The sequence below is a fragment of the Spirochaetae bacterium HGW-Spirochaetae-1 genome (assembly GCA_002839375.1).
Taxonomy (GTDB): Bacteria; Spirochaetota; UBA4802; order UBA4802; family UBA5550; genus PGXY01.
Window position 1 is genome coordinate 314,298 of record PGXY01000003.1, and the last position, 11,342, is coordinate 325,639.

Sequence of the window (11,342 nt, forward strand, 5' to 3'; positions counted from 1 at the left end):
AGCCATGAAACTAAAATCAACCATCACGGCGATCTCTTTCGCCTTAATCCTCACGACATGCGGTACAACCCCTGCGGACAGGACCGGAGCCCCCATAGACCGTGTCATTAATACCCTGAACGGCGAGCCTGTTATCCCGCGTCGTGCAAACACCATATATATCGAGCCTTTTCTTAACCGCACGGCTCAGCCCGATATACATGACCGTCTCCATGCCATGCTTAATAAGCATATTACCGATGACGGCAGGCTGGCCATAACCACGGAAAAAACAATGGCCGATCTTCTGCTGCGCGGTATCATCGTTCAGTACAGGGCGTCACCCGTAACCTTTACCGATTTCGGCCGCCCGGAAAAGGTGCGCCTGCTCATTGCAATGAACATAATGCTTGTAGACCTGAAAAAAGACAGGGTCATCCTGCAGAATTCCGGCGTACAGGCCTTCAGGACCTTCTCCGAGATAAAGCCGCCCGTGGAAACCGAATTTCAGGCCCGGGAGCGGTTGATCGAAAGCCTTGCCAAACGGCTATTGTCAATGATAGCATCGGGATGGTACACAGACCAGATGACTCCCGTAGAAAAAGGAAAAAAATAATGGCCATAAAGAAATATCCCAGCTCAAAAGTTTTCAAGGCCGAACTGGACCGAAAAAAATTATATCCTGCTTATCTTTTTATGGGGGAGGAAGAGGGAGAAAAGGACAAATTCATCGGCCGTATACTGGATGCCATTTTTAAAAATACCGATGAAAGGCGGAATTCAACGGGACGTTTTCACATAGACAACGATGAATTCATGGCCGCAGCGGATTTTATCCTGTCGTCATCCATGTTCTCCAGCTCAAAAGTCTGCATCATGAGCAACATGGATGCCCTGAAAAATCCCAAATCCTACCAGGCGCTTCTGGAGGATATCATTTTCAACAAACCCGACGGTACGACAATAATAATGACCACGCTTAAAAACAGGCCGCCCGATTTCCTCACACAGAAACAGCTCGAAACAATTATGGTCGTCCAGTTCTGGAGATATTTTGACAATGATATTTACAATTACATAATGACGTGTATCCGAAAAATGGGTCTCACCATCGATGAAAAGGGGATGAATCTCCTCATTGAGAGGACGGGGAAGGACATCAAAAAAATCGATGAGGCGCTGGAGATGATACGGTATTCCGGATCGGGTGATATAATCACTGGCCAAACCATAGCCGGTCTTCTGCACGACGTAAGCGAGGTTTCCCTCTTTGACTTTACGGACCTTCTTTTTAAAAAGGATAGAAGGGCGATTCCGCTCTACAAGAAACTGATCGATGAAGGAATTCCCGAGGGCCGCATTTTTTTCGAGATAACCCGACAATTTGATCTGTTGGAAAAATATTATTCATTCACCGAAGCCGGCATGGCCGTCGACGAGGCCGTTGAAAAATGCGGCATCAACCAGAAAAGCCGGGAAAAATTCATGGCCTCCACGCGTGCGTTTCCCGGTGAGTCGCTGAAAAAGCTTTATCCCCTTATAGCCCGAACCGACTACAGGAGAAAAAGCTCTTCCTCATATGGCGACATTACGGCAACTCCCACGTTCATTCTCGTGGCGGATATCGTCACCGCTCAGAGATAATTCTTCATCAGCTGCCGTATAACACCTCGTAGAAGCTCTTTGAATATGATCTCCTGCTCCGTTGAGTAAAGGTCAAATAAGGGGACTATGGATTCCCTGAAATTCATGTAACCCAGGGCGTACAGCGCCGAACATCTCACATACCGGATCTTATCGTTTTTCACAATATCGATGAGCCTGTTTATCATGATACGCGAACGGTATTTCCCCAGGGAAGAGCACACCTCGGCCCGAACGCGATAATCGCCGTCTTCAAGCCCTTCCATGAGGATTTGCATATTCCTTTCCTCTTTGAGGACGCCGAGTATCCATGCCGTCTTTATCCTCATTCTCACATTTTTATCTTCAAGCAGAACCTTGCGGAGGGCTGCGGGGTTTCCTGTTTTCTTCACGCGCAGCAGGGTCTCGATGATCAGATCTTTAATTTCATCATCATCCTCATCGAGAAGGCGGGATGAAACGGCATAGGCCGAACCGGACAGGGCAAATTTATAAAGCGAACGCACCGACTCCAGCCTTACATCGCGATTTGCATCAGACAGGGTTTTCAACAGCACATACAGGGCTCCCGTATCCTGAAATTCTCCCAGGACCATGATGGCGTTTATCCTGACCTCGTCATCGGAATCGTCCAGGGCGCTCTTCCGTATGACCGAAACGGCTTTTTTCATACCGTTTTCCAGCACGCAATGCAGGGCATATATGCGCACCGATTTATTCTCATCCTCCAGGAGCCCCATCAGTATCTGTTGAAAACGCATATCATAGAGAAAGTAGAGGGCTTCCACGGCATAGATTCTCTTTACCGGGCTGTCGCTTCCGGCCATTTCAATAATGAAGGGATAGACCCTGTCATCACCGCTTTTCTGCAGGGCCATTGCCGCACTCCTGCGTACGGTCCGGAAGGGGCTGTACAATTCACGGGCAATGGGAAGAACGGCCCGCCTGTCATTCAGCGTACTGACATGTTCAATAACTTCCTGTTTTAAAATAAAAGAACGGGTCTTTTCCAATATTTCAACCCAGCTGTCCACGGCGCTCTCGGAAGGATACAGCTTCAATACGTCGATATAATTCTGTCGTTGAGCTGATTTATCATTATCGATAATGGCTTTAACCAGCAAAGGGAGGAACTCCGGCGGTGTATTTTTCTGAATGTAGGAGATGGAGGCCTTCCGCTCCTCCTCTTTTGCCGAGGTTATGTTGTTGAAAATTTTCTTCCCCGTATCTTCGGTACTCTTTTCTCCCCCATCCTGGGCCTGAAGTGCCGTGGCAGCACACACCATGAGGCCGATGATAATCCAGCGGCAGATGTGACCATTTATTGCTGACAATCGTATTTTCTTGTTCATATTTAAGTCCCGTTGGAATTCTACCGGGTTTCTTTCCCGGATCAGGCTCACTATATATAAAAACCCGGCATAACCGGGTCTCGCTGTCTATTCAGTCTATCATATTTATCGGGCTGAGGCGGCCCTTCCCTGCCACGAGACCGACGGTAAAGCTCCATCCATGACGCAGGCAGTGCAGACTCCCTTACCGTCGTGAAACGTATTTTCTACTTGAAGGTACCGTTGAGATAATTCTGAACGATGGCGTTAATAACATCTTTTTTCAGCACATCCCGGTTCAGTTTATCATATTCATACACAACCAGCATGATGCCGCCCACGAGCATGGAGGCGGTTATCGTCGGATTAAGGTCCTGCCGGAAAAACCCTCTGTTCCTTAATTCGGTTATTTCGCTGGCGATGATATTCTTAATGTTTTCCACGGAAATATTCACCTGGTCCACCACCTCCTGGTCGATACCGATGATATCCTTGAATATGAGCTTGATTACAATGGGCTCACTGAGGAGCATTTCTATACTGGAGTAGATCCGCTTAGTTATGAGATTTATCACATCATCATGAGAAGGATTTGAATTCAGGTACTCGCGAAGATCGTCCTGATCCAGAACATCCTCTATCTTTTCAATAACCGCTTCCATAAGGGCATACAGAATTTCCTTTTTATTGCTGAAATACTGATATACGGTTCCCCGCGCTATATTGAGCTTTTCGCAGACCTGTCCGATATGGGTGCTCTGAAACCCCTTATCTATAAACATGTCCTTGGCAGTATCAATTATCTGCTGTTTTCTTCGTTCTCCCTTGGGTGGCATACAACTTACCTCGTTTTGATAATTCTAAAACTGTAGATGGATCATGCAATGTTTGAAATAAAATTGACTTTGCTATCTGCACAAAGTGATGAACAATAATAGTCTAAAAGCATATTAAATCAGACGTTCCGATGATCTTTTTAAGCGTTTGATCTCTTCCTTGATGGGAATGAGAGCATCCTTCAATTCCTTGATCATTTCGTCGGCTCTCTCCTGGATTTCTTTACTCATAGATACCACATATTTCTTAATCTGTGTTGATCATGTTTTCATGTGCGGCAGAGTCATGATTTCTCTTTACTACTGTATCGTCCATCCTTCAGGTCTTCTTTAAAGGATATAAACACCCTGCCCGATTAAAAATGATTTCTATGACTGCTCTTTTCTGTTTATGTAATTTTAAATAGATATAATTACAATTTATTGTATAATATAAAATAAATAATCTGTGGGTCAACAATTTTTCAGGACACATTCAATATTTTTATAGATAAAAATTTTTATTATTACATGTTAAAAAATGGCGGGTAATACTGAAATGGGACAGGATCAGGCAAGTTTGATAGTAAAAACTGATGCAGTTCCTTCTATTGCTCTCCGATGATTTCGAAACACTGCATCAGTTTCCTTTTGTCTTCCACATGGCAACCTCATTATTTATGCACTCACATTAAGCGAAGCCCCGGGAATGCTCTTACCTTCATGAACCCTAAGTTTTGATCCAATGAGCGTATAAAGAAAATTCTGCACATCCTGAAGATCCATCATCACTTTTTCTTGAATCTCGGCCTGTTTCACTTCCTGAGGAGTTTTCATGGCCGGAAGGGCATTAGCGGTTTCTTCCGCCGGCAAATTCATTACGGCTTGATAGTTGCCCGAATAGGTGTTGGTATAAGCAGTGTTGACTTCCATTTCAACAACCTCCTTCCTTGGATTGTATCTACTAACAATTTCGGTATATTAAAAATTTTTGATAATAGAAAAATAAAAAAAATTACTATTTATTGCCGATAGTATCTTTAATATTGTCTAAAAAAATACTGTTTCCCAAAATCAATTTTCTTCCTTTTTTTAGTTGAAAAAAAGATAAATATGACTATGCTGGCGCACACAATCTAAGCGGAAGGTACTATGCGAAATAATAAAATCTTATTCAATCTTTACCAGGTCTACAAGTACATTGTGTATCTGCCATTTCTGGCCATTTCAACGACCGTGTGTGGAATAGTGGCAGCGGTCCTGGCCATTGCCGTGCATCCCAAAATCGGCACTGTCATGGGGATCATCTGGGCCCGCCTCAATGCCTACATGACACCCATGTTCGTGAAGGTGATCGGGAAGAAAAATATCGATAAAAACCAATCGTATATCATCATTTCAAATCACCAGAGCCAGTTCGATATTTTCCTCCTCTACGGCTGGATTCCCGTAGACTTCAAATGGGTGATGAAGATAGAACTCCGGCAAATTCCCTTTCTCGGATACTCATGTTATAAAATCGGGCATGTTTTCATCGACCGCTCCAATTCCCAGGCCGCAATTGATTCCATCAATGAAGCCAAAAAAAGCATCACGGGAGGGACCAGCATAATTTTCTTTCCCGAGGGACACCGAAGCTCCGACGGCAGGCTCCTGGAATTCAAAAAGGGCGCCTTCAAATTCGCCCTGGATATGAACCTTCCCCTGCTGCCTGTTACCATCATCGGAACAAAAGATGTGCTTCCCAGCAACACCATGGCACTCTTCCCGGGAAAAGCCAAACTGATCATCCATCCCCCCATCGAAGTGACGGGTTACAACGAGGACAACATCCAGGTCCTCATGGACAAAGCGAGGGATTCCATCCAGAAGGGCTTCGATGAGCACCATTCATGAAAAGGGACCCACAGGATCTTCTGCAGACCGGCCGTGACGCCCTGTCAGGCCTTTCCTGTGAATACGCCGAAATCCGGATTTCATGTGGATCAGGTACATCGATTTCTCTTTCTGGCGATGATATAGATTCCTTTTCCACCGGTGAATCAATCGGCGGCTCTGTCCGGGTGCTGAAAGACGGAGCGTGGGGATTCGTCTCATTCAATGATTTCTCCGAAATCAAACGTTTCGCCCGCCGTGCCATGGAACTGGCATTGCAAATAGCGGGAAGTGAAAAATCTTCCGTAGCCCCATATGGGCCGGTCCGGCGGCGATTCAGCACCGGGGCGGGGAAAAACATCAATGATATATCGATCGACGAAAAATTCCAGCTCATCCGCTCATATAATAACATACTGAAATCGTCGCCCGACATTCAGACGACGCGCGCAATTTACCGAGATACTGTTTCACAGTACATTCTGCTCAATACCGAGGGATCGGAAATCATTTACAACCGTTCCTATTGCGGTGTCTCGCTCAGTTCAATAGCCAGGAGCGGTTCCGTTATTCAGCCCTTTCACAACTCCATTTCGGGATACGGCGGATACGAAATCGTTGAAGACCGCGAGGAAATAGCCGAGGAAGTAGTCAGGACAGCCGTTGATCTGCTCAAGGCCGAAGCGGCTCCCGGCGGCACCTGCGCCGTCATTGTTGATCCCAAGCTGGCCGGCGTATTCATTCACGAGGCCTTCGGTCATCTTTCCGAGGCCGATTTCATCCATGAAAATGAGGAAATGCGGAGGGTGATGGTCCTGGGCAGGCAATTCGGCCCCGAAGGCCTGAATGTCTATGATGACGGCAGCCTGGCCCATCTCCCGGGTTACACGCCCTTCGACGATGAAGGGGTCCTTCCTGAAAAAACGGCCCTTATATCAGGGGGGATGCTCACCGGCAGGCTCCATTCCCGTGAAACGGCAGCCAGGATGAATGAAAATCCCACGGGAAACGGCCGGGCCATTAACGTCATGCGGCAGCCCATTGTAAGAATGACCAACACCTATATCGACAAAGGACCTTACAGTAAAGAAGATATCTTTTCAGCCGTTGACCGGGGTATCTACGCCATCGATGTCATCGGAGGTCAGACCAACCTGGAGATGTTCACCTTTACCTCGGGATTCGGTTTTGAAATTAAAAACGGCAAACGGGGAAAAATGTACCGCGACATACAGCTCTCGGGCAATGTCTTCCAGACCCTTAAAAATATAAAAATGATCGGGAACGATCTCCAGATGTTCGGCGGCCTCGGCGGCTGCGGCAAGGGGGGACAGAGCCCCCTGCCCGTATCATTCGGAGGGCCCCACATGCTGATAGAAGAGGTTCTTATCGGGGGCAAGCAATGATCGACTCCCTCATTAAAAAGCTTCCGGATACGGTAAATTGGTTCGATATCCTCTCAACTGAGGGAACCAGCACCTCCATTTCATTCAAGAACAACCGGCTCCATTCTCTCAATGAAAAACAGAACAGCGGTTCAGGCATACGGATCAACATTGATAACCGAACCGGTTTCTCTTACACCAACGACAGTTCAAATATGGACGGTATTATAGAAAGGGCCCTGGCCATGGCCTCATATGGCGATCAGGAAGGGTTCCTCCTCCCCGGTCCCGCCCCCGCCGCTTTTGAACCCTTTGATGAGAAAATCAGTTTATTTGACACCAGGGATGAAATAGAAAAGGGAAACAACGTCATTGCCGACATCCTGGCGCGTTATCCCAAGGCCAATATAGATGTGAGCATGGGCGCGTCCCTGGGACTGACCCGCATCGTCAATTCCAGTGGCTTTAATGCAACATATAGAAATTCCTTTTACTCCCTGTCCGTATCTATCACGGTCATACAGGACGACGGGACAAAAATAGATGTGTGGGACAGCATCTCGTCCATGTCTCCCCGGGACTGCGACGAAATCCCGGGCAGACTTCTTGAGCGGATACGGCTGGCTGAAAACACCCGCTCCGCCGAGAGCGGTAAAATTCCCGTCATACTTACACCACGGGCCTTTTCCCGGCTCCTGGGAATAGTGGCCTCGGGTCTCGACGCCAGATCCGTATACCGCGGCATATCCCCCTTTAGCGGAAAAACCGGCGAGAAGTTTTTCAATGAAGGATTTACCCTCACCGATGATCCCACTGCCCTCGATTCCCCCTACAGCTATCCTTTCGACGATGAGGGTGTTCCCGGCCTGCGAAAAGACCTTATCAGGAGCGGTATCATTGAAAATTTTGTGACCGATCTGAAGCATGCCGAAAAGCTTGGGCTCATTCCCGGCGGAAACGCGTCACGGGGATACGCCTCCCTGCCGTCACCTTCCTTCAGCAGCATCATCATAGGAGAAGGAACTGCATCCATGGAAAGCATGCTCCGGGATATGGGACGCGGCATCCTGGTGGAACAGTTTATCGGACTGGGACAGTCCAACACGCTGACCGGTGACTTTTCCGGAAACCTGGACCTGGCCTACCTGGTGGAAAACGGGGAAATAACGGGAAGGGTCAAAGACTGTGTGCTGGCCGACAATATTTTCTCTCTTCTGGGCGGTGAACTGGTTCTGAGCAGTGAACGGGAGCAGACCGGCTCCGTGCTCTCCCCCTTTGCCTTTTTTCCCGCCGTCAACTATACTAGATAAGGACGTATGTCTGTGGCAATCATGCCGGCGCGGAGGGCCGCCTGCAAACCGGCGTCACCGTCCTCGAAAACCTGACACCGGTGAGGAGCCGTTCCCATGAGTTCCGCGCAGCGAAGAAATGTTTCCGGCTCCGGTTTATGTCGTTCAACATCATCGGCGGCGACAAGAATTGGAAAATATTCATTAAGACCGGCGGCCTCCATAATGCGCTGTGCCATAACTCTCCGGGAACCCGTTCCTATGGACATGGGCTTTGCCCCGGCATATTTTTCCACAATGGCAAAAACCGGTTCAATGACCCTGACCCGGTCTATCATGGTCATGAAGGCCTCTTCCTTCAGGCGGACCGTTTCCCGGGGATCCAGGTTCCAGCCCAGGCGTTCGTTGATGAGCAGGGTTATTTTCCCCGTTGGAATGCCGGCATATTCATAAAAAAGGTATTCAGGATAGTCATGGCCCTGGGCTGCCACGGCCTCCTTCCAGGCGACAAGATGGAGGGGCATGGAGTCAACCAGGGTTCCGTCCAGGTCAAAGATGAGGCCCTGCACATCCTGCAAAACCGGAATATCAATGCTCTTACTGTTCATAATGCTGCTCATTTATCCTCACCGGCACGCCATGTCTCCCATAGATCGGGTGTATACCCCACGGAGGCGTGGGAACCAAACCGCACAACAGGTGTTTTTATAAGGCGAGGATCATCAAGGATGGTTTCTTCGATATCATGACGTATATGGGCGAGACCCCGGTCAGTATATGCCTTGCAGTCCCTGTCGATCAGGTTCTCCAACGGTACTGACCGCTTTACATTCTGCAGCTCGCCCCTGCTCATGGCCTTCTGCGCGAGGTCGACAAAATGAGGCTGGGTGCCCCGTTCCTTGAAATAACGCAGGGCCTTCTGGGTGTCGCGACATTTTTTAGTGCCGAATATCTGTATGTTCATCTTATTCTCAGTAAAACAATTGTTCAATGCATGAGCATTATTGGCTATATATCTGATGCTGCTGGTAATGGAGAAAAAACAATCAGAGAAGGACCGACCGGTCCTTAGAAGGGCTTTCAGCCCCCGCCCGAATGCGAGCACTGATGTGATGACGAGTGGCTTGCAAAGGCTGACATCAGTTTCTCGGTTTTTGATGATTGACATTGCGGGCATTGGGCTTTGAAATCTCCCATCTTCCGCAATTCGGAAAAGGCGTGTCCGCAGGCATTGCATTTAAATTCATAGATTGGCATGGCAAACCTTATTTATTTAGTTTTTTAGAAATTGCTAATATTCTATAACTCTGACAATTGTCAATCTTTTTCTAAAAAAATAAAATGTCAAGAATGATCATGATCATGATCGTGGTCATGATCATGATCATAATGTTCCAGGGCAGTCAGGGTCAACTCACCCTTTTTAACGTTTTTCAGTGAACATAATTTATCGGCGATTGCTTTTACATCTCCCGTTTTCCCGCGCAGAATAAGGACCTCGAGGCAGTTATGCTCGTCGAGATGAATATGCGTCGCCGAGACTATGCTTTTGAAATACTGGTGCTGTATTTCGTTGAGTTTATCGGAAATCTCCCTGACTTCATGGCTGTAGACCAGGGTCAGCGTGCCGATAGATTCCGATTCCGGGTCCGCGATCTCATTGTTATCCAGCATATAACGGATGAGGTCCCGTATGGCTTCGGACCTGTTGACATATCCCTTTTCCTCTATGAGATTATCGAATTTTTGTAACAGTCTGTCATCGATGGAAACACCGAATCTGGTAATATTATGCATGCATCCCCTCCGAGCATCATCAGACAGGAAGCCCTTCAGAATATCCGGGCCCCGGTCACGGTATATTCAGCATTACAGCGACTGAAGCCGCTTTTCCAACCACTGAATCCAGGGCGCCAGGTTCGGCCCCTTCGTACAGGACATTTCAAAAAGCGGAATGGAGGCGTTAAGATTTTTTACATCCTCCAGGAAAGACGCCCTGTTAAAATTTGTATATTGTTCCAGATCAGTCTTGTTCAGAATGACGGCCTCGGACTCCCTGAAAAGCAGGGGATACTTAGCCGGCTTATCATCGCCCTCGGTCACGCTGATTATGGCAATCTTGGCATGCTCCCCGATGTCGAATTCCGCGGGACATACCAGGTTGCCCACGTTCTCAATGAATATCATATCAAGGGAATCGAGGTCGAAGCCATTCAGAGACTGCTCGATGCTCAGGGCCTCGAGATGACATGCTCCGTCGGTATTGATGAGAGTGATGGGGACCTCATACTTCTGAAGACGGCGCGCGTCGCGGTCCGTGGCCACATCGCCCTCGATGACAGCCACCTTGTATTTTTTATTCAGCTCCTCGATGGTCTTTTCCAGGATGGTGGTTTTTCCGGCGCCGGGAGAACCGATGAGATTGACCATGAGGACCTTTTTCTGCTTCAAAAGTGCCCTGAGCTCTCCGGCCTTCTCGGCATTAGCACCGAAAATATTTTTCATTACAGTTATTTCCATATCAGTTTTCTCCTTCAATCTGTTTGATCAGCAGTTCCTGTCCTTCCACCAGGTCCAGCTCCACTGCCTCACATTTGGGACAGATGTATACATGTTCATCAACGGTGAACTGATGTCCACAGGACCTGCATTGCATTTTTATGGGGACAAATTCCAACTGCAGTTCCGCGCCTTCGGCAATTGTGCCCTTTGTTATAGCTTCAAAGGCCATTTCCATGGCCACGGGCACCACCTGGCGCATTTTCCCCACGATGAGGCTCACCCTGTATACCTTTACCAGGCTATTTTCTCTGGCAACCTCTTCGATAATATCATAGAGGCTGCTTACTATTGAAAATTCATGCATTACCTGTTATCCTGACTCCGTGATCCTGGATTAAAAAACATCCGTGCCATGATTATTTTATTTTTAGCACAACGTATCCACTTTGACAAGACAGCAATAAAAGTCTATAAGAAAATTTCAAAATAGTAAAAATCCCACATGTATAAAATGAGCATTAT

General features: G+C 47.6%; 14 protein-coding genes. 5 read left to right on the forward strand and 9 right to left on the reverse strand.

What is annotated here, in order from left to right:
* Positions 1-4: 4 nt before the first annotated feature.
* Both CVV44_05990 and holA read left to right on the forward strand, forming a co-directional pair.
* Positions 5-595 (forward strand): hypothetical protein, encoded by a 591-nt coding sequence (locus CVV44_05990; protein ID PKL39770.1) that lies wholly within the window; start codon positions 5-7, stop codon positions 593-595.
* Positions 550-1,623, forward strand: a complete 1,074-nt coding sequence (gene holA, locus CVV44_05995; GenBank protein ID PKL39771.1) for a DNA polymerase III subunit delta — start codon at positions 550-552, stop codon at positions 1,621-1,623. Before CVV44_05990 ends, holA begins: the two co-directional genes overlap by 46 nt.
* On the opposite strand, the gene CVV44_06000 is transcribed toward holA, so the two are convergent.
* The 3 genes from CVV44_06000 to CVV44_06010 form a co-directional block, all read right to left on the reverse strand.
* A complete protein-coding gene (locus CVV44_06000; GenBank protein ID PKL39772.1) occupies positions 1,614-2,975 on the reverse strand; it encodes a hypothetical protein in 1,362 nt (453 codons plus the stop codon). The two genes, holA and CVV44_06000, sit on opposite strands and share 10 nt — an antisense overlap.
* A gap of 206 nt (positions 2,976-3,181) precedes the next feature.
* Positions 3,182-3,790: a hypothetical protein gene (locus tag CVV44_06005; protein PKL39773.1), complete on the reverse strand. Its 609-nt coding sequence runs from the start codon at positions 3,788-3,790 to the stop codon at positions 3,182-3,184.
* Between the two features lie 657 nt (positions 3,791-4,447).
* Entirely contained in the window at positions 4,448-4,702 is a 255-nt protein-coding gene (locus tag CVV44_06010; protein PKL39774.1) for a hypothetical protein, read from the reverse strand.
* Between the two features lie 219 nt (positions 4,703-4,921).
* Here CVV44_06010 and CVV44_06015 point away from each other — a divergent pair, with 219 nt between their 5' ends.
* The 3 genes from CVV44_06015 to CVV44_06025 are packed head-to-tail and all read left to right on the forward strand — an operon-like array spanning position 4,922 to position 8,339.
* Positions 4,922-5,665: a 1-acyl-sn-glycerol-3-phosphate acyltransferase gene (locus CVV44_06015; protein ID PKL39775.1), complete on the forward strand. Its 744-nt coding sequence runs from the start codon at positions 4,922-4,924 to the stop codon at positions 5,663-5,665.
* Positions 5,662-7,050, forward strand: coding sequence for a hypothetical protein (locus CVV44_06020; GenBank protein ID PKL39776.1), 1,389 nt, complete (start codon positions 5,662-5,664; stop codon positions 7,048-7,050). Before CVV44_06015 ends, CVV44_06020 begins: the two co-directional genes overlap by 4 nt.
* The gene (locus tag CVV44_06025; protein ID PKL39777.1) at positions 7,047-8,339 is read left to right on the forward strand and encodes a hypothetical protein; all 1,293 of its coding nucleotides are present in this window, start codon (positions 7,047-7,049) and stop codon (positions 8,337-8,339) included. The genes CVV44_06020 and CVV44_06025 overlap by 4 nt, the downstream gene beginning before the upstream one ends.
* Here CVV44_06025 and CVV44_06030 read toward each other — a convergent pair.
* From CVV44_06030 to hypA, 6 genes are all read right to left on the reverse strand, one after another.
* Complete coding sequence (locus tag CVV44_06030; GenBank protein PKL39778.1) at positions 8,327-8,938, reverse strand: phosphatase; 612 nt, start codon at positions 8,936-8,938, stop codon at positions 8,327-8,329. The genes CVV44_06025 and CVV44_06030 overlap by 13 nt on opposite strands.
* A complete protein-coding gene (locus CVV44_06035) occupies positions 8,935-9,282 on the reverse strand; it encodes an ArsC family transcriptional regulator (protein PKL39779.1) in 348 nt (115 codons plus the stop codon). The genes CVV44_06030 and CVV44_06035 overlap by 4 nt, the downstream gene beginning before the upstream one ends.
* Before the next feature lie 116 nt (positions 9,283-9,398).
* Positions 9,399-9,575, reverse strand: a complete 177-nt coding sequence (locus CVV44_06040) for a zinc ribbon domain-containing protein (GenBank protein ID PKL39780.1) — start codon at positions 9,573-9,575, stop codon at positions 9,399-9,401.
* 87 nt (positions 9,576-9,662) lie between these two features.
* On the reverse strand, positions 9,663-10,115 hold the full coding sequence (locus tag CVV44_06045) for a nickel-responsive transcriptional regulator NikR (GenBank protein PKL39781.1): 453 nt from the start codon (positions 10,113-10,115) through the stop codon (positions 9,663-9,665).
* A 72-nt stretch (positions 10,116-10,187) separates the two neighbouring features.
* Entirely contained in the window at positions 10,188-10,838 is a 651-nt protein-coding gene (gene hypB, locus CVV44_06050) for a hydrogenase accessory protein HypB (GenBank protein ID PKL39782.1), read from the reverse strand.
* A 1-nt stretch (position 10,839) separates the two neighbouring features.
* Complete coding sequence (hypA, locus tag CVV44_06055) at positions 10,840-11,184, reverse strand: hydrogenase maturation nickel metallochaperone HypA (protein PKL39783.1); 345 nt, start codon at positions 11,182-11,184, stop codon at positions 10,840-10,842.
* Positions 11,185-11,342 lie beyond the last annotated feature (158 nt).

Coding starts and splice junctions, on each gene's coding strand:
- CVV44_06025 (PKL39777.1), top strand. CDS start 7,047: ATGATCGACTCCCTCATTAAAAAGCTTCCGGATACGGTAAATTGGTTC.
- hypB (PKL39782.1), bottom strand. CDS start 10,838: ATGGAAATAACTGTAATGAAAAATATTTTCGGTGCTAATGCCGAGAAG.
- CVV44_06035 (PKL39779.1), bottom strand. CDS start 9,282: ATGAACATACAGATATTCGGCACTAAAAAATGTCGCGACACCCAGAAG.
- holA (PKL39771.1), top strand. CDS start 550: ATGGTACACAGACCAGATGACTCCCGTAGAAAAAGGAAAAAAATAATG.
- hypA (PKL39783.1), bottom strand. CDS start 11,184: ATGCATGAATTTTCAATAGTAAGCAGCCTCTATGATATTATCGAAGAG.
- CVV44_05990 (PKL39770.1), top strand. CDS start 5: ATGAAACTAAAATCAACCATCACGGCGATCTCTTTCGCCTTAATCCTC.
- CVV44_06040 (PKL39780.1), bottom strand. CDS start 9,575: ATGCCAATCTATGAATTTAAATGCAATGCCTGCGGACACGCCTTTTCC.
- CVV44_06005 (PKL39773.1), bottom strand. CDS start 3,790: ATGCCACCCAAGGGAGAACGAAGAAAACAGCAGATAATTGATACTGCC.
- CVV44_06030 (PKL39778.1), bottom strand. CDS start 8,938: ATGAGCAGCATTATGAACAGTAAGAGCATTGATATTCCGGTTTTGCAG.
- CVV44_06015 (PKL39775.1), top strand. CDS start 4,922: ATGCGAAATAATAAAATCTTATTCAATCTTTACCAGGTCTACAAGTAC.
- CVV44_06020 (PKL39776.1), top strand. CDS start 5,662: ATGAAAAGGGACCCACAGGATCTTCTGCAGACCGGCCGTGACGCCCTG.
- CVV44_06000 (PKL39772.1), bottom strand. CDS start 2,975: ATGAACAAGAAAATACGATTGTCAGCAATAAATGGTCACATCTGCCGC.
- CVV44_06010 (PKL39774.1), bottom strand. CDS start 4,702: ATGGAAGTCAACACTGCTTATACCAACACCTATTCGGGCAACTATCAA.
- CVV44_06045 (PKL39781.1), bottom strand. CDS start 10,115: ATGCATAATATTACCAGATTCGGTGTTTCCATCGATGACAGACTGTTA.